Genomic DNA, 16,328 nt, shown 5'->3' on the forward strand with positions numbered 1-16,328 from the left:
TATTTGTATAGATTATCGGCTTTTTTTGCGTCAATTTTGCGTCAATAGATAAAATTACTAAGAAAAGAGGTGTTAGTGAAAAGAAAAAAGCCCTTACTAGTGTAAGGGCTCTCAGCTATGATCTGTAGTGGGCTCGAACCACTGACCCCTACCCTGTCAAGATAGTGCTCTCCCAGCTGAGCTAACAGATCATGAAATATTTAAAAAGGTAATTCATATATTACCAGCAGACATTATGGCTGTCAATGGTTTTCTCGTTATAAAAAATCATGTTCCGGTTCACACTACATAGAGCATGATTTTTCCATTAGAGGAGCGTGAATGGCATGAGAGGTCGGAAATCCCATCGTTTCAAACAAGCAGGGCTGCTTCTTTCATTCATCGTAATATCTACTCTCGGGAGCGGGTGCAGTATCCCGGAGAGAACGTCGGTGCAGCTTGAGCCGCTGCATGCTCCGGCAGCACCTGTGCTGCTTGATGTTTACAGCCGTTCTGTCGAGCAGGATGTATACTCCAAACCGGGAAGTGGGTCACTGGAGCCGGTATCCCCGATGGATTCGGAGGATACGTTACACGATCTGAATCCGTAACAAGCTGTAAGGACGACCTGTGCTGGATCGAATTCCGCGAACGGTCCGTACTCTTGCTCGATCAACGAGCAGAGCAAACCGCCGGCTGGCAGGCTGGCGGTTTGTCGTATAACGGCCGATGCTATTCCTCATCCCATTTGCGGGAATACCCTTTTTTAATCGCCCAAAAGACGGGGTAGATGATCAGGACGGCTATGATAATCGCCCAAAATATCGTAGCTCCCATGCCCATAGAGGCAACGCTCCTTTCAAGAAGACAGTAGCTTCTACTATACAGGAAAACGAATATTTTGTATAATATCTCGACCTGCAGAAATCACAAGAAATTGATTCTACATAAAAGAGGTGTTGAAATGGCAGCAGAAATCATAAATGTATCAACCGAAGAGCAATTGCAGCAGGCGCTGGATATTCGCAAGGACGTGTTCGTGCTGGAGCAGAAGGTGCCCATTGACTTGGAGATCGATGACTACGACAACCTGGAATCGGATGCGCATCATGTGCTGATCAAGTCCGAAGGGCAGTTTGCGGCAACGGGCCGCATCACGTATTACAATAAAGATTCCGCCAAAATGCAGCGCATAGCGGTTCGCAAGCCTTTTCGTTCCAAAGGGATTGGCCGGGTGCTGATGATGGCGCTGGAAACGCAGGCGCGTGAATTGAAGCTGCAGTATTCCATCCTGGATGCTCAAGTGCAGGCAGAGCCATTTTATCGCAAGCTGGGTTATGAGACGATATCGGACGAGCCGTTTGATGATGCCGGCATTCCCCATGTCCGTATGAAAAAGGAACTGTAGACGGTTTCGGTTTAATTATACGAAAATGCCGAACATCCAAATTGGTTATATAGAAAAAAAGACCCCGAGTTGAACTCGAGGTCTTTTTTTTGTTGATTAAAACGTCGGCAGATTGTCCAGGTTGTTGCTGGGATCGCCATCCGCATTGGAACGAAGGTGTTCGTCGCCGTCACGTCCACGGAAGACGTTCAGGTTCTTGATCTCTTTATTTTTGACCATGTATTGAGCTGTTTTGTAGTCAACGACAGTTCCGTTATCCAGCTTAAGTTCGATGATGTCGCCGTCGCCATTTTTGCGTACGCCTACGACTTCTTGTTGTCCATTGTCCATATCATATCGCCTCCCGGTTTAGTATTCCCGGGAAGCCTTACAATCTATGCATGATATATTGATCTACAATTCATATACCCGCTGCTGCTCTACAAATTCCATGGTGCCGGTCTTGCCAATGAACGCTTTAACGTCATCGCTGTAATGCATGAGATAGGTACGCTCCTGAATCTCTTCAGGAAGACTTAGCAGTTCGTCAAGCGTAGTATGAACCTCGCCGGGACCCTGCAGCTGGCATTCATGCAGAATAAATTCACAATCCCGCTCGTTCACCAGCTTGTGGAGCAATGCAGGATCAAACACCATATCCGCGCTGTAAAAAATCCGGTCATTCAAATAGAGGGAATAACTATCCTTCCCTGGAATATGCTGCGTATGAATCAGCTCTACCGAGATTCCCGAAGAGATATCGGCTTTCACCCCAGGTTTCAGGGGACGAACGTCAAATACATCCTCCAGGGAGGAGATATGTCCTTGCTGGTATAATCCGCCCTTGAGAGAATGCTCCCATATCGGTTCGACCAGCGCTTCAGCGATGTAGAGCGGGATTTTGCGATTGTATTTCATTTTCATAATAAATGCGAGCTCCTCCATACCGCCAACATGGTCAGCATGGATATGCGTGATGAGCAGAGCATCCAAATCATCGAACGTCAGATCTAATTGATGGAGTGCCATAGGAGCCGTAATACCGCAATCAATGAGCAGCGTGAAATCCCCGTCGTGGAACAGTGCATTGTTGTTGTAGTAGTTCTTGGCAAACGCACTGCCGGTGCCAAGCATTTGCAATTTCAGTGTCAATGGATGAAACCTCCTGATGAAATGATGTTAGTCCAGTAAGCTAATGTATATTTTAACGAATTATATGTAGATTTACACCGAGTTTATGATAGAAACACCCCGAAATTGCAGTGAAAATTAGGATAGGCACAGGCCGAAAGGCATGAGGAAAAAATTTTACCACAAAGTGCAAAATTGTCCGCAACTTGTTTTTTGACATGTAGTATACACATATAACAACATGATGAGCCAATGGAGGGAAATGATAAAATGAAGTGGAAAAAAGTGATGGCATGTATGCTCGTGCTTTCTTTAATGGGTAGCAGCACCCTTTTATTTGCAGATTCCGTCAATGAACGGGTTCGTGTATGGATGAACGGACGTGAATTAAAAGATGGCGGGTATTTAATTGATGGCAAAACCTATGTGCCGGTGAGGGAATTTGACGGTGCGGTGGATTGGAATTCTTCCAATGGACAAGTTCAAGTCATCAAGCCGAATGTGCATATTTTTCTGTTTAAAGGAGATACTGTATTCGGCAACGTGAACAAAGGCAAGTTGAAGTTCAATGTATTCAGTCAGGTAGACAGCTTGAACAATGACATCCATGCAGTGAAAGTCGCCATCGAGGATCCTTCGGGTAATATAAAAGATATCCAGTCCCAGGAAGTGAAGGACCGCAAGGATAACTTCTGGTTCAGAACCTATGATTTTACGTACGATTTTAAAACAACCGGCAAGTATTCCGTTGGCTTCTATGTAAAGGTCAAATCGGATACCGGATTTGTGAAAGTTGCGGAGAAAGTGATCACTGCACTTAACTAATGAGAGCGTCCCTTGGGGAAATTGACCTGAAGAAGCTATCCGTGATACGATACGAAAGTATGATAATTTAACCGAAGTGAGGTTTTTTCAATGAGTGAACACAAACATGAACACGGAGATGCTTGCGGTCATGACCACGACCATGAGCATGAAGAGTTTGTGCTGACGTTGACGGATGAAGAAGGAAAAGAAGTAGAGATGGTTCTTGTTGAGACATTTGATGTCGGCGAGAAGCTTTACGCGCTTTTGCTTGAACGCGAAAATCCGGAAGCGGACGGCGTCATTCTACGTATGGAAGAAGAGAACGAGGAAATGGTTCTTTACAATATTGAGGACGAAGAGGAATGGAATGAAGTAGAGGCGGTTTATAACGAACTGGTCGCTGCTGCAAACCAGGAATAGTACGCCTTAACTGAAAATCCCGGTGCGAACCTCTCGCATCGGGATTTTTTGTGTGTACAGGTATTTAGAAGATCGGATTGGTTTCCACGATGACCTTCACATTTTGGATGCTGCGGTCCTCAGGACCTTTAACCGGAAGTCCTACATCGACATGATCAATGATGTAATCAATGTTTTCCTGGGAAATAACTTCACCCGGAAGCAGAATCGGAATTCCTGGCGGATAGACATAAATAAATTCAGCAATAATGCGTCCTGCTGATTCCTTGAAAGGAACAACCTCGGTATCCCCGTAGAAAGCATCGCGAGGGATAAGCGACAATTGCGGAATTTCCGGCGTTTTTACAATCAGTTCGTTAATTTCATTCACATGCATGTATACGTCCGAAAGCTCACGGAGCGCCGTCAGCAAAATGTCGATCGTTTCCTGGTTGTCTCCTGGTGTAATGAGGCACAGAATATTGTACATATCACTGAGCTCTACTTCAATATTGTAGTGATCTCGAAGCCAGTTCTCGGTTTCATACCCCGTAATGCCGAGATGGCGGACATGGATCGTCAGCTTGGTTGGATCAAAGGAGTACGTTGCTTCACCGCCTAAAATTTCTTCACCAAAGCTGTACAAGCCATCGATCTTATTGACCTCATCACGTGCATATTGTGCCAGCTCAATCGTTTTTGCAGCCATCTCACGGCCATGAAGAGCCAGGCTCCGGCGCGAAGTATCCAGCGATGCCAGCAAAATATAGGAAGTTGACGTTGTTGTCAGCATACTGATGATGGTCTGTACGCGGTAAGGGTTAATGTAACCGTTCTTGGTATTCACGTTCAGCACGGAGCTTTGGGTCATCGAACCGCCGAGCTTGTGAACGCTGGTCGCTGCCATGTCCGCGCCTGCTTCCATAGCCGACATCGGAAGCTCCTCATGAAAGTGAATCAATACCCCATGCGCCTCATCCACCAGAACAGGCACGTTATAGCTGTGCGCCAAATCGACGATTTCTTTCAGATCTGCGCTTACGCCAAAATAGGTCGGGTTGATGACCAATACAGCTTTTACGTCAGGGTGACGTTTTAACGCTTTCCGAACCGAGCTGATGGTGATCCCGTGGTCAATCCCTACATTATGATCCTGGGCAGGCGATACGAATACGGGCTTGGCGCCGGTAAAAATGATGGCGGAAAGCACGGACTTATGAACATTCCGCGGTACGATGATTTTGTCCCCAGGCGAGCAGACCGACATGATCATGGTCATGATCGCTCCGCTTGTCCCTTGTACACTAAAATAGGTATGATCAGCACCAAATGCGTCAGCAGCCAGCTTCTGGGCTTCCTCGATTACGCCTGTAGGCTGATGCAAGTCGTCAAGCGGCGCAATATTGATCAAATCTATAGAAAAGGCATTATCCCCTATAAATTCCCTAAATTCGGCATCGGTGCCGAGGCCCTTCTTATGTCCCGGAATGTGAAATTGCACGGGGTTTTTGGCCGCGTGTTCCTTAAGTGCGGTGAAGAGCGGTGTACGACTGTGGTCCATGGACGTTGTCACAACCTTTCCTTGTCTGTATTTTCATATGATTTGTTGAATACGGTTATTATATAAACAAAATTGAGTATAGCAAAATAGGGGGGGAATGCAAGGAGAATGTACGGCTTTTCTTGCTTTGTACACGAACCCTTCAAACTTTAGACATATTAAGGAGGAAACTTGAGATCTTCATCTTTCCTTCATTAAAATATCACCCATAAAAAAAGAGCCGCTCAGGCAGCCCTTTCCCCTTTTGATTGCATTCTCGCTTAAAATGCCAATTTATAAAGCGGCAGCAGCGTCTCAAACGTCTCCTGCACCTTCTTAACCAGCTCGTCCCCGTCCAGCTTGACGGCTTCCTCGCGCGGAATCTGCAGACCGCATAAGACCTCGGATTTTTTCACCTGCTTCAGCTTATGAATCAGTGAGGCGAACTCCTGTTCATTCATATCCTGATGAGGCGTGCCAGCCGGGTTCATATGATCCGTGGACCAATAGAAGCTTTTAGGGAGTGCCTTCGCTGTTTTCTTCAGTTTGGCTTCCAAATTGCTTGCAAACAGGGTTTTGTTCGGGCTCTCGTATATGACCGCGAAGATAATAAACAGATGTGTGCCGAACATGCCCACCTGAAAATGGGGCAGAGCTTTGTAACCCCGCTTGCTGGCAGCCCAAGCGACCCAGGTGTCGATGGGAGGGTTGACGGTGCGTCTTGCATGCTTGGCCACGTGCACAAACATCTCTTCACCGGCCAAAGCGGATACATAAGGCGCTATCTCGGCACCCAGCGTCTCCAGCTTGGGTCTTACCCGTTCAATGAGAACCTCCATACGGGCTTCAAGCCCGGGAACGGAGAATACTTCGAAATCTTTATCTGTGAATCCGGTAACCGTCATGGATGTGATGGCCTCCCTGTTGTTGATTTAGATAGAACCTAAACTCGGCTTTTGAATAACTTATTATACCATAAGGCCAATGGACGTCACGCATCGCCCACGAAAGCTTCACCGGATTTTCATGTGGGTTAAAAATAGTCAATAAACCAAGTTACCGTTACATAAGATGGAGTATAAGATATAGATAAGACAACGTCAAAAGCAGCCATTGGGGAATCTTCACCGTCGTCTAGTGATCGGTAGTAAACCGGAGGAGGGAGTGCCGTGAATAAGAGCGAGGAAGTGGAGTATTGCAACCTGGAGCTCCGGTTTGATCGCCGGCATATCCAGGACCTAATCAAGGAATTGATCCAAGAAGGATATTCGCTTTATTGGAGCGAGAATGATACGCAGTTTGTCATTTCAATCCGGACAGGGCGCAAGCTGGTAAAGCTGCGGTTTCAACGCACGGGCAGCGGATTTAAGCTGGTAGGTGATTATATGATTCGCGATCCCAAGCTGGCTGAATGGATGGAAAAATTAATCGAGAATACCCGTGGCCACGCTGTCGTCAAACGTTTCAAGGACCGGCAAATATTGATTGAGAATATTTTGTTCGGTGAGGTCATAAGGCTCGTGGAAATATCCGGCTACCGCCAGCGGGTTTTATTCCAGAAGGGGACGCCGATGACGGAGCAGGAAATGCTGCGGTTGTTCGAGTCGGATGTGGGGGAACAGCGGCTGCTGTTGTCCAGACTGGAAACGGACGATGAGCTTGAAAAGCTTCATGAAGCGCTGCAAGAGGGGAACCGGGATAAAGTCGAGGCGTGCAAGCAAAGATTACTTGAGCTTTCCTTAGAGCTGATGAGGTTGGAGTGGTAAACCTGACTTCACCCGCAGATACAAGTTTAAAGCACGAACAACACTCCGAAACAAAATAGGGGTGTTTTCGCGCGTGTTCTGATTTTGTGACAGGGGTTCACTTGTCAAATGAAAAACGTTAATATAAGATTATTGCAAATCATCTCGGATAGGGATGGGTTGTTTAAAAATATATTGGAGCAAAGGATGGAGAACCAGATGTCAAAACAACAAATCGGTGTCATTGGCCTTGCTGTAATGGGTAAAAACCTGGCCCTGAACATCGAAAGCAAAGGCTTCACCGTTTCCGTATATAACCGCTCTCCGCAAAAAACGGAAGATATGCTGAAGGAAACCGAAGGCAAGCAAGTGAAGGGGACGTTTACGATTGAAGAATTCGTGGATTCCCTTGAAACTCCTCGTAAAATCCTGATCATGGTTCAAGCGGGACAAGCTACTGACGCTACCATTGAACAGCTGATTCCACATTTGGATCAAGGTGATATTATTATCGACGGTGGTAACGCTTATTTCCCTGATACCCAGCGCCGCAGCAAGGAACTGGCTGAACAAGGCTTCAACTTTATCGGTGCTGGCGTTTCCGGTGGTGAAGAGGGTGCGCTGAAAGGCCCTTCCATCATGCCGGGTGGACAAGAAAGTGCATACAAGCTGGTTGAACCTATTCTGACAGCCATCTCGGCTATAATTAACGAAGAACCATGCTGTACATATATCGGACCAGACGGTGCCGGCCATTATGTAAAAATGGTTCACAACGGTATCGAGTATGGCGATATGCAGCTGATCTGCGAAGCTTACCAACTGCTCAAAGACGTATTGGGTCTGGATGCGAAGGATCTCCATGGAATCTTCACGGAGTGGAACCAGGGCGAACTCGACAGCTATCTGATCGAGATTACAGCTGACATTTTCTCCAAATACGACGAAGAAACCGGCAAGCCGATGGTTGACGTTATTCTGGACACGGCTGGTCAAAAAGGAACAGGCAAATGGACAAGCCAAAGCTCGCTGGATCTGGGCGTGCCATTGTCCATGATTACGGAATCCGTATTCTCCCGCTTCCTGTCCGCCATGAAAGAAGAGCGCGTAGCAGCAAGCAAAATCCTGAACGGTCCTAAAACGTCTGCATTTGACGGCGACAAAGCCGAGTTCATTGAAAATGTGCGCAAAGCGCTGTTTGCAAGTAAGATCGTATCTTACGCCCAAGGCTTCGCACAGCTTCGTGTCGCTTCCGACGAGTACGGCTGGAACCTGCAGTACGGCAACCTCGCTAAAATTTGGCGCGGCGGCTGCATTATCCGTTCCCGTTTCCTGCAAAACATCACCGATGCATATGAGAACAATCCTGAGCTGAAGAACCTTCTGCTGGATCCGTTCTTTACCGATATTATCGAAACCTATCAAGATGCATGGCGTAAAGTTGTCGCTTCCGCGGTGTCCCTGGGTATTCCGGTTCCTGGTTTCTCCAGTGCGCTTGCCTACTACGACAGCTACCGCACAGCAAACCTGCCAGCAAACCTGCTGCAGGCACAGCGTGATTACTTTGGCGCTCACACCTTCAAACGTGTGGACAAAGAAGGAACGTTCCACTACAACTGGATGGACTAAAACCTCAGGTGTAGGACAGAGGTCAATCGGTGCGGGCTTGAGAAGGGGAGATTGCTTCCTGCAGCTCAGCAAGTCCGTGCATGGCTTCTAACAGACAGGTGCGAATGTCGTCGCTCTTTGTGTGGACGTGGTTTCCGCTTCCGAGCAAGAGCAGCGCAGCTTCGCTATAACTGTTGAAATTTTGCAGTAACCGTGGCTTTGAAAGATCCAGCAGCGCCGGATCCTTCAGAGCCACTTTTTTTTGCACAAAATGAAGCACCCAGATCACGTCTTCACGACATAAGGGATAGGATGGGTCGAGTATTCGGCGGATGCGTATGGACGAGGAGGTCAGACCGGTCGGATGGAAAGACATGGATGAGGTTCACTCCTTTCTTTGAGTCTGGTGAGTCTGGTATTCTTGTAATGATTATATGATCCAAGTGAACGAGATAGACTCGCTAAAATAGGAGTTTTGCCTGCTGCAGATGTAGGATTTAGAGAGTCAGGTCCATTGTCGAAAGATTTGGGGCTGTGGTATGATATGAACAACCTTTACAGTGAAGCAGCAAATGGGGTGTGATACTTGGATAAGATGGGTAAGAACATCATTCTGATCGGGATGATGGGCACGGGGAAGTCGACCGTAGGACGCCTCGTGGCAGATTCGCTTGGATATACGCTAATAGATTTGGATACCGAAATCGAGAAGCTGGATGGAAGAACCATCCCCGAGATGTTTGAGGCAGATGGAGAGTCTTATTTCCGTGAAGCGGAATCTGCTGCACTTCGCAGTGTTCTGCTCCGGAAGGGAATTGTTGTTGCATCCGGAGGCGGAGCTGTCCTGAGCACGGAGAATTGTGAAGCGATGAAACAAGGCGGCTGGGTTGTTGCGCTGACTGCAGATGCAGCCAGTATCGTGGAACGGGTTCGGGGCGATGACAATCGGCCGCTGCTTGCGGGAGATGTAGAGGAGAGGGTCGGGCGCATTCTGGATGAGCGGAAGGATAAATACCTGTTTGCGGACGTCATGCTCGATACTGTAGGCCGTTCCGCGGAAGAAGTGGCGACTGACATTTTAACGCATTACCGCGGCTAAGATGACAAGAGATCGGCTTGCTGCTTGCGTAATAAGGCATGACGTGGATAGTAATATGCAAAAAAAGGCGGGGATGATCTTCATCCCGCACCTTCAACTTGATGGAATTCCTATTCTTCATCGTCATGCCATTGCAGCATGCCGCCCTTCATGTTAGTTACATTGTCCAAACCCTGGTGACTCAAAAATTCGCACACATGCTGACTGCGTCCGCCGCTGCGACAGATAATGATTACTTCTTGATCGCGCGGGATATCATCCAGGCGATTCGGAATGTCGCCCATAGGAATATGCATGGCACCGCTGATCATGCCTGCCGCAACTTCCTCGTCCTCGCGGACATCAATCATGTACACATTTTCGCCGTTTTGAAGCCGGCTTCTAAGTTCCGAAGTTTCAATCTGAGGGATCGGTTTCATCATATAGACCTCTTTTCTAATCATAAAAATTTAAGATCATATCGATCTTTAGTTTCTGGTTTCATATGAACTATGATAACCAAGCGGTTCTTCCTCTGTCAATTTATCCTAATGGATGATTCAAGCGAGGATATCCGCATCATAATATATACAAGGAGAGATACATACCATGGATGTAATCGTCAGGCCGACACCGAAATTGAACGGAGAGATTGGAGCTCTGTCCTCCAAGAACTATACCACTCGCTACTTGCTTGTAGCTGCGCTTGCGGAAGGGACCAGCACGATCTATTACCCTGCTCACAGTGAAGATAGTGATGCTATGAGACGCTGCATTCAGGATCTCGGAGCCGTGATCGAGGAGGACGAGGAGAAAGCGGTCATTACAGGTTTTGGCAAATCTCCTCGCGATGTGAAGGAATTGAATGTGGGCAACGCTGGGGCCGTTCTGCGCTTCTTGATGGGCGTCACCGCATTGTCTAAAGAAGTAACTTTCGTAAATACCTATCCCGATTCCCTTGGCAAACGCCCCCATGATGATCTTATTGAGACGCTGGGCCAACTGGGTGTGGAAGTGGAGCATAATGAGGGCAGACTGCCCATCACGATACGCGGCGGACATCCGAAAGGCGGACAGCTCACCGTATCAGGGGAGGTCAGCTCGCAGTATTTAAGCGCACTGCTGTTCTTGACCCCACTGCTTGCCGAGGATAGCGAGATTACCGTAACCGGTGATCTGAAATCCAAGGTGGTTATCGGTCAGACTCTGGAAGTGCTGGAGCAGGCGGGCATCACCATAGACGCAGCAGAGGATTATACGTTCTTCCGCGTTCCTGGCGGACAATCATACGAAGCGAAGACCTACACGGTTCAAGGGGACTATCCGGGATCTGCGGCTGTCTTGGCGGCTGCAGCGGTAACGCAATCGGATGTTACGATCCGCAATCTGTCGGAGGACAGCAAGCAAGGCGAGCGTGCCATTATCGAAGTTCTCCGTAAGATGGAGGTTCCCCTTATGCATGAGAACGGGAACGTTCATGTGGAGGGGAACGGTACCCTGAAGGCGCTCGAATTCGATGGAGACGCAGCGACAGATGCGGTTCTTGCCATGGTGGCGGCAGCCGTATTTGCCGAAGGGACCTCCCGGTTCTACAATGTGGAGAATCTCCGCTACAAGGAATGTGACCGGATTACCGATTACTTAAACGAGCTGCGGAAAGCGGGAGCCAATGTGGAAGAACGTCAGGCTGAGATCATCGTGCATGGTCGGCCGGAAGGAGTCGAGGGCGGCGTGGAGATCAATGCCCATTATGATCATCGCGTCATCATGGCCCTGACGGTGGTTGGTCTTCGCGCGCAGCAGCCGATCCGCATTAAGGACGCGCATCACGTAGCGAAGTCGTACCCGCAGTATTTTGATCATGTGAGGGCGCTTGGCGCCGATGTGGAATGGGTAAAATAGAGGGGAACTCCGCTACGCATATCAAGGGAATGGAAAGGTGGTCATAAACCATGGCATTTGAAAATCCGACACGTGAAGAAATCGCGGATATTTTGCGTAATGCAGGCAATATCGCTGTCGTAGGTCTGTCTGACCGGCCGGATCGTACATCCCATATGGTATCCGCTGCAATGCAGATGCGCGGATACCGCATCATCCCGGTTAATCCTGGTGCAGCTGAAATTCTGGGGGAGAAGAGTTATCCGTCTCTGAAGGACATACCGGAGCCCGTCCATATCGTCAATGTGTTCAGACGCAGCGAATATTGCGCGGAGGTCGCACGGGAAGCTGCCGAGATCGGCGCCAAGGTGCTCTGGCTGCAGCAGGGCATTATCAGTGAAGAGGCTGCGGCCATCGCCAAGAGCAGTGGTATGATCGCGATCATGGACCGGTGCATTAAGGTGGAGGACTCTATTGCACTCGGCGGGCGTTAACATGAATCTGTAATCAGGGTATCGCGAGTTAGTAAAGCAAGTCTTACATTGAAGCAGCCGGTAACAGACTGGACACGGTCTGAACCTGCCGTTGTTCCTGCTTGTAGGACTTGCTTTTCTGTGTGACATGGCCCTTATTTCTTTTTGACAAAAACAGGCTTAACGCTTACCATCAAGGATAGAAAGGAGGGCTCGCCTTGAATTGGTTGGGATCATTACAGCAGCTGGGCAGAGCAGTCATGCTCCCTACAATGGCGCTTCCGGCTGCAGCTCTCCTGCTTAGCGTGGGGAGTCTGCCATGGTCGGCGTGGGGCTTCGGAATCTTGGGGGAAATTACCCAGGCAGCCGGACACGGTGTGTTTTATTATATGCCGTATTTATTTGCCATCGGTGTCGCGTGGGGGCTCTCGAATCAGGGAGGTCCTGCAGGGCTTGCGGCTCTCGCCGGTATGTTCATTTATGATCAGGTTATATCCCGTCTGGGTGACGGGAGTGTGCAGCCCTCAACCTTGATCGGTATTATTTTTGGAGTCATGTCCGGTTACGTTTATAACCGGTTCAAACATATCAAACTTCCCGAAGCCATACAGTTTTTTGGAGGCTCCCGGTTTGTCCTGTTGTTCATGGGACTGTTCTCCACCATATTTGCATGGATCATGCTGGGGATGGCACCGATTGTACAGCGAGGTTTTGATGCGTTCTATGAGCTTACCGTACATATGGGCGCTTTCGGTTTGTTTCTTTACGGTATTTTGTACCGGGTACTGACAGCGTTCGGCCTGCATCACCTGCTGAACAATGTGTACTGGTTTCAGCTGGGCTCCTATGAGACAGAAGACGGTACCATCGTTCAGGGGGATCTGCCTCGATTTTTTGCAGGTGATCCGACTGCGGGGGACTTCATGGCCGGGCTCTTCCCGATCATGATGTTTGCCCTGCCGGCAATTGCGTTTGCTATCATTCAAGAAGCGCGTGAAGATCTGAAGCCGAAAGTGAAAAAAACGTTTATGCGGTCCGCGCTTGTCTGTTTTTTAACCGGGGTTTCGGAGCAGATCGAATTTGCGTTCTTATTTGCGTCTCCTTATCTGTATGTGCTCCACGCCCTGATGGCCGGATTCGCCATGGTGCTTACCTATTCATTTGATATCCATCACGGGTTTTCGTACTCGGCCGGATTTATCGATTATGTGCTGAATTTTCACTTGTCTCAGAACGCCTGGATGATCATACCGATTGGGATCGTGTACGGCCTTGTCTATTATTTTCTGTTCCGATGGGCGATACGTACCTTCGAGATCCCGACACCAGGGCGTGAGGAAGGCTCGGCGCTGGAAGGCCGGGCGGGAGATATCCCATACCAGGCACCGCTCATACTGGAGGCGCTTGGCGGCAAAGACAATATCGTTCAGGTCCAGTCCTGCATGACGCGTCTGAGATTGACCGTATACAACGATCGCCAGATTGATTCCGATGCACTTAAACTGCTGGGTTCAGCTGGCATCATTAAGCTGGGCGGAGGGAATGTGCAAGTGGTGTTCGGGACCTATTCCGAGCTCATCCGCGAGGAAATCAACAAGCTGATGCAGCAGGATTTGCCGCGCGTTCTGTTCAGTGCACCTGTACAGGGGCGCATGCTTCCGATTGACGAGGTGCCCGATGACATATTTGCCGCCAAGCTTGTCGGCAACGGTGTTGCTTTTATACCGGAAAAAGGGGAGCTTGTATCTCCGGTCTACGGTACCGTGATGCATGTCTACCCGACGATGCACGCGATCGGGATATCAACACCTGAGGGGCTTGAGGTGCTGATTCATATTGGCATCGATACTTCCCAGCTGAAGGGGCCGTTTACGGCTGTAGTTGGGGAAGGGGATACCGTTGAACCGGGGCAGCTGTTGGTCAAATTTGATCTGGCTTATCTAAAGACACATGCCGCATCACTGGCCACGCCAATGGTCATCACCAATCCCGATAAAGTAAGATCTTGGAGCTATGCTCCATTCAAGTCCGTTAAGAGAGGACAGTCATCTGTCATGTCCGTCGTTTTAAATGAGAGTAATGCTGGGGGTAGAGAATCATGATACAAGGCATTGGCGCAGCAACAGGCGTAGCGATCGGTAAGGCTTTCGTACTGCCGCATTGGGAGCTGGATCTTCCCGATTCCGAAATGGACGCTGTCGATTTAGCCAAAGAGTTCGAGCGCTTATATGAAGGCATACGAACCTCCAAGAATGAAATTGAATATATCAAGAACGAGTTCAAGGAAATGGTGGGGCACGAAGAATCGCAGATCTTTGATGCGCATCTGGCCATACTGGAGGATCCTGTATTTATGAATGAAATTCAAGGGATCATCGAGCGCCAGTACAAGGCGGCCGAGGTGGCGGTCAAAGAGGCGATTGATCATTTCGTATCCATGTTCGATCTGCTGGATGACGAATATATGAAGGAGCGGGCGCTCGATATTAAGGATGTTGGCAACCGGCTGCTCAAGCATCTTCTCGGTGCTCCCGAAGTCAAGCTTCCGGCCGATACCCAGCCCTACATCCTGGTGGCGAAGGAGCTTTCTCCGTCACAGCTGGTGCATCTTAACCCTTCCCACGTTCTTGGTATAGTAACGATGACAGGTGGCAAGACCTCTCACTCGGCAATTATGGCTCGTGCGCTTGGCATACCGCTTGTATCAGGCATTGAGAACAAGCTGGAGAAGCCGATCCAGACCGGGGAGCATTTGGTTGTGGATGGGGACGAGGGCCTGCTGTATTTGGAGCCGGACACCCTGATTGTGGAACGTTATGAAGGAATACGCGATCAGCAGCGGAAAAAGAAAGAGCAGCTGCAGCTCCTAGCAACCGTTGACGCGGTGACGAAGGATGGCACGTATTTCAATCTGGCCGCGAATATGAACTCCGTCAAGGAGCTCGATATTGCGCTGAAGAACGGGGCTAAGGGAGTCGGACTGTTCCGGACTGAATTTTTATATATGGATCGTCACAATTTCCCGACCGAGGAAGAGCAGTTTGAAGTGTATAAGCTGGTGGCCGAGAACGCTGAGAAAGCCTCGGTCGTGATACGTACGCTGGATATCGGCGGTGATAAACAGCTGGATTACTTCGCGCTGCCGGAAGAAGAAAACCCATTCCTCGGTTACCGCGCGATACGTATCAGCTTGGATCGGACGGAGCTGTTTCAGACGCAGCTGTCAGCTATTTTGCAGGCGAGCGCTTATGGCAACGTCAAAATCATGTACCCGATGATATCCTCGGTTGAGGAAGTCAAGCAGGCTAATGTCGTGCTTCGGCGTGCGATGGCCGATTTGGACCGTCGTGGCATTGCATACAATCCTGACATTAAGGTCGGGATCATGATTGAGGTACCGGCAGCTGTCACCATCTCGGATTTGCTGGCGGAAGAAACGGATTTCTTCAGCATCGGCACCAACGACCTCGTTCAGTATGTGCTGGCGGTGGACCGGATGAATGAACAGATCGCGCATATGTACCATCCGTTTCATCCTGCGGTCTTGCGCATGCTTCGGACGACGGTAGAGGCGGCACACGAGGCTGGCATTCCGGTTAGTGTGTGCGGAGAATTGGCCGGGGATGAGAGAGCAATTCCGCTGTGGCTTGAGCTTGGCGTTCAGGATTTAAGCATGTCTCCGCAATCCCTGCTTCGCGTGAAGCATCGTATATTGAATACCAATGCGGCTGAAGCGAAGGGAGAGGCAGCAGCTTGCTTCAAATTGCGCACCAGCTCCGCTGTTGAAGAACGTCTCAGCGCCTTTGCGGAACGCAGCAGTTATTTGAACGGCACCAACGGTACGGACAGCACGGCCTCTTGAAGGTTCATAATAAGGGTTGAAATTTTTATTTCAGGTTTTCTTTTCTGGGAGGACAAGCTATATTTACGCCAAAACAGCCTCTGCATTCACGGTCCAGTGAATGCAGAGGCTGTTTGTGTATCGTTAGGTTAAGGGGAATCTAGTCACGCTGTGCCAGAGCATCGCAAAAAGCTTTGCCGTATGGCGGCAGGTCCGGTGGGCGGCGCGCCGAAATAATGTGGCCGTCGGTCACAACCGCCTCATCCACCCAGATGGAGCCGGCATTCTCCATATCGTCCCGAATCCCGGGCGTGGAGGTCACCGTGACGCCATCCAGAATTTTGGCGGAGATCAGTACCCATCCAGCATGGCAGATTTGTCCGATCGGCTTTTTGTCTTCGTTCATTTCTTTGACCAACTGGAGCACTTTATCATAACGGCGCAGTTTGTCCGGCGCCC

18 protein-coding genes and 1 tRNA gene are annotated in these 16,328 nt (G+C 49.2%); 11 read left to right on the forward strand and 8 right to left on the reverse strand.

Features of this window, described 5'->3' with window-relative positions; genetic code table 11:
* Nucleotides 1–118: 118 nt before the first annotated feature.
* Nucleotides 119–191: transfer RNA gene (locus PGL02S_RS27780), tRNA-Val, on the reverse strand.
* A gap of 135 nt (nucleotides 192–326) precedes the next feature.
* Here PGL02S_RS27780 and PGL02S_RS27785 point away from each other — a divergent pair.
* Nucleotides 327–590 (forward strand): hypothetical protein, encoded by a 264-nt coding sequence (locus PGL02S_RS27785; RefSeq protein ID WP_036636523.1) that lies wholly within the window; start codon nucleotides 327–329, stop codon nucleotides 588–590.
* Between the two features lie 353 nt (nucleotides 591–943).
* Nucleotides 944–1,387, forward strand: coding sequence for a GNAT family N-acetyltransferase (locus tag PGL02S_RS27790; protein WP_006209172.1), 444 nt, complete (start codon nucleotides 944–946; stop codon nucleotides 1,385–1,387).
* 96 nt (nucleotides 1,388–1,483) lie between these two features.
* Here PGL02S_RS27790 and PGL02S_RS27795 read toward each other — a convergent pair whose 3' ends face one another.
* Nucleotides 1,484–1,717, reverse strand: coding sequence for a DUF3892 domain-containing protein (locus PGL02S_RS27795; protein WP_036636525.1), 234 nt, complete (start codon nucleotides 1,715–1,717; stop codon nucleotides 1,484–1,486).
* Between the two features lie 63 nt (nucleotides 1,718–1,780).
* A complete protein-coding gene (locus tag PGL02S_RS27800; protein WP_036636527.1) occupies nucleotides 1,781–2,518 on the reverse strand; it encodes an MBL fold metallo-hydrolase in 738 nt (245 codons plus the stop codon).
* Nucleotides 2,519–2,767: 249 nt separating this feature from the next.
* Here PGL02S_RS27800 and PGL02S_RS27805 point away from each other — a divergent pair, with 249 nt between their 5' ends.
* Nucleotides 2,768–3,322 carry a hypothetical protein gene (locus PGL02S_RS27805; protein ID WP_006209175.1) on the forward strand — a complete coding sequence of 185 codons (555 nt, stop codon included), beginning with the start codon at nucleotides 2,768–2,770 and terminating at the stop codon, nucleotides 3,320–3,322.
* 90 nt (nucleotides 3,323–3,412) lie between these two features.
* Nucleotides 3,413–3,724: a DUF1292 domain-containing protein gene (locus tag PGL02S_RS27810; RefSeq protein WP_006209176.1), complete on the forward strand. Its 312-nt coding sequence runs from the start codon at nucleotides 3,413–3,415 to the stop codon at nucleotides 3,722–3,724.
* Between the two features lie 64 nt (nucleotides 3,725–3,788).
* Here the strand turns inward: PGL02S_RS27810 and PGL02S_RS27815 are convergent, their stop codons facing one another.
* The gene (locus tag PGL02S_RS27815) at nucleotides 3,789–5,264 is read right to left on the reverse strand and encodes an aminotransferase class I/II-fold pyridoxal phosphate-dependent enzyme (protein WP_006209177.1); all 1,476 of its coding nucleotides are present in this window, start codon (nucleotides 5,262–5,264) and stop codon (nucleotides 3,789–3,791) included.
* A gap of 260 nt (nucleotides 5,265–5,524) precedes the next feature.
* Complete coding sequence (locus tag PGL02S_RS27820) at nucleotides 5,525–6,148, reverse strand: DUF1054 domain-containing protein (protein ID WP_036636529.1); 624 nt, start codon at nucleotides 6,146–6,148, stop codon at nucleotides 5,525–5,527.
* 264 nt (nucleotides 6,149–6,412) lie between these two features.
* Between PGL02S_RS27820 and PGL02S_RS27825 the strand changes: the two genes are divergently transcribed.
* Both PGL02S_RS27825 and gndA read left to right on the forward strand, forming a co-directional pair.
* Entirely contained in the window at nucleotides 6,413–7,009 is a 597-nt protein-coding gene (locus PGL02S_RS27825) for a hypothetical protein (RefSeq protein WP_006209179.1), read from the forward strand.
* A 198-nt stretch (nucleotides 7,010–7,207) separates the two neighbouring features.
* Nucleotides 7,208–8,617: an NADP-dependent phosphogluconate dehydrogenase gene (gene gndA / locus PGL02S_RS27830; protein ID WP_173937146.1), complete on the forward strand. Its 1,410-nt coding sequence runs from the start codon at nucleotides 7,208–7,210 to the stop codon at nucleotides 8,615–8,617.
* A 22-nt stretch (nucleotides 8,618–8,639) separates the two neighbouring features.
* On the opposite strand, the gene PGL02S_RS27835 is transcribed toward gndA, so the two are convergent.
* Entirely contained in the window at nucleotides 8,640–8,972 is a 333-nt protein-coding gene (locus PGL02S_RS27835) for a hypothetical protein (RefSeq protein WP_036636530.1), read from the reverse strand.
* 219 nt (nucleotides 8,973–9,191) lie between these two features.
* Between PGL02S_RS27835 and PGL02S_RS27840 the strand changes: the two genes are divergently transcribed.
* Nucleotides 9,192–9,695 carry a shikimate kinase gene (locus PGL02S_RS27840; protein ID WP_036636995.1) on the forward strand — a complete coding sequence of 168 codons (504 nt, stop codon included), beginning with the start codon at nucleotides 9,192–9,194 and terminating at the stop codon, nucleotides 9,693–9,695.
* 110 nt (nucleotides 9,696–9,805) lie between these two features.
* On the opposite strand, the gene PGL02S_RS27845 is transcribed toward PGL02S_RS27840, so the two are convergent.
* Nucleotides 9,806–10,114, reverse strand: coding sequence for a rhodanese-like domain-containing protein (locus tag PGL02S_RS27845; protein WP_173937167.1), 309 nt, complete (start codon nucleotides 10,112–10,114; stop codon nucleotides 9,806–9,808).
* A 169-nt stretch (nucleotides 10,115–10,283) separates the two neighbouring features.
* Between PGL02S_RS27845 and aroA the strand changes: the two genes are divergently transcribed.
* From aroA to ptsP, 4 genes are all read left to right on the forward strand, one after another.
* A complete protein-coding gene (gene aroA, locus PGL02S_RS27850; RefSeq protein WP_036636532.1) occupies nucleotides 10,284–11,576 on the forward strand; it encodes a 3-phosphoshikimate 1-carboxyvinyltransferase in 1,293 nt (430 codons plus the stop codon).
* 50 nt (nucleotides 11,577–11,626) lie between these two features.
* The gene (locus tag PGL02S_RS27855; RefSeq protein WP_036636534.1) at nucleotides 11,627–12,049 is read left to right on the forward strand and encodes a CoA-binding protein; all 423 of its coding nucleotides are present in this window, start codon (nucleotides 11,627–11,629) and stop codon (nucleotides 12,047–12,049) included.
* Between the two features lie 197 nt (nucleotides 12,050–12,246).
* Nucleotides 12,247–14,130 (forward strand): glucose PTS transporter subunit IIA, encoded by a 1,884-nt coding sequence (locus PGL02S_RS27860; protein ID WP_006209186.1) that lies wholly within the window; start codon nucleotides 12,247–12,249, stop codon nucleotides 14,128–14,130.
* The gene (ptsP, locus tag PGL02S_RS27865; RefSeq protein ID WP_036636539.1) at nucleotides 14,127–15,890 is read left to right on the forward strand and encodes a phosphoenolpyruvate--protein phosphotransferase; all 1,764 of its coding nucleotides are present in this window, start codon (nucleotides 14,127–14,129) and stop codon (nucleotides 15,888–15,890) included. The genes PGL02S_RS27860 and ptsP overlap by 4 nt, the downstream gene beginning before the upstream one ends.
* Before the next feature lie 139 nt (nucleotides 15,891–16,029).
* On the opposite strand, the gene PGL02S_RS27870 is transcribed toward ptsP, so the two are convergent.
* On the reverse strand, nucleotides 16,030–16,328 hold a 299-nt coding region (locus PGL02S_RS27870), incomplete at its 5' end, for a DJ-1/PfpI family protein (protein ID WP_174806183.1).

It is taken from the genome of Paenibacillus glucanolyticus NBRC 15330 (genome assembly GCF_004000885.1).
Classification (GTDB): domain Bacteria; phylum Bacillota; class Bacilli; order Paenibacillales; family Paenibacillaceae; genus Paenibacillus_AQ; species Paenibacillus_AQ glucanolyticus.

Excerpts from the sequence above, each read along its gene's own strand:
- PGL02S_RS27795 (WP_036636525.1), bottom strand. The coding sequence starts at position 1,717 with ATGGACAATGGACAACAAGAAGTCGTAGGCGTACGCAAAAATGGCGAC.
- PGL02S_RS27805 (WP_006209175.1), top strand. The coding sequence starts at position 2,768 with ATGAAGTGGAAAAAAGTGATGGCATGTATGCTCGTGCTTTCTTTAATG.
- PGL02S_RS27785 (WP_036636523.1), top strand. The coding sequence starts at position 327 with ATGAGAGGTCGGAAATCCCATCGTTTCAAACAAGCAGGGCTGCTTCTT.
- PGL02S_RS27790 (WP_006209172.1), top strand. The coding sequence starts at position 944 with ATGGCAGCAGAAATCATAAATGTATCAACCGAAGAGCAATTGCAGCAG.
- PGL02S_RS27810 (WP_006209176.1), top strand. The coding sequence starts at position 3,413 with ATGAGTGAACACAAACATGAACACGGAGATGCTTGCGGTCATGACCAC.
- ptsP (WP_036636539.1), top strand. The coding sequence starts at position 14,127 with ATGATACAAGGCATTGGCGCAGCAACAGGCGTAGCGATCGGTAAGGCT.
- PGL02S_RS27815 (WP_006209177.1), bottom strand. The coding sequence starts at position 5,264 with ATGGACCACAGTCGTACACCGCTCTTCACCGCACTTAAGGAACACGCG.
- PGL02S_RS27845 (WP_173937167.1), bottom strand. The coding sequence starts at position 10,114 with ATGAAACCGATCCCTCAGATTGAAACTTCGGAACTTAGAAGCCGGCTT.
- PGL02S_RS27855 (WP_036636534.1), top strand. The coding sequence starts at position 11,627 with ATGGCATTTGAAAATCCGACACGTGAAGAAATCGCGGATATTTTGCGT.
- aroA (WP_036636532.1), top strand. The coding sequence starts at position 10,284 with ATGGATGTAATCGTCAGGCCGACACCGAAATTGAACGGAGAGATTGGA.
- PGL02S_RS27820 (WP_036636529.1), bottom strand. The coding sequence starts at position 6,148 with ATGACGGTTACCGGATTCACAGATAAAGATTTCGAAGTATTCTCCGTT.
- PGL02S_RS27840 (WP_036636995.1), top strand. The coding sequence starts at position 9,192 with ATGGGTAAGAACATCATTCTGATCGGGATGATGGGCACGGGGAAGTCG.
- gndA (WP_173937146.1), top strand. The coding sequence starts at position 7,208 with ATGTCAAAACAACAAATCGGTGTCATTGGCCTTGCTGTAATGGGTAAA.
- PGL02S_RS27835 (WP_036636530.1), bottom strand. The coding sequence starts at position 8,972 with ATGTCTTTCCATCCGACCGGTCTGACCTCCTCGTCCATACGCATCCGC.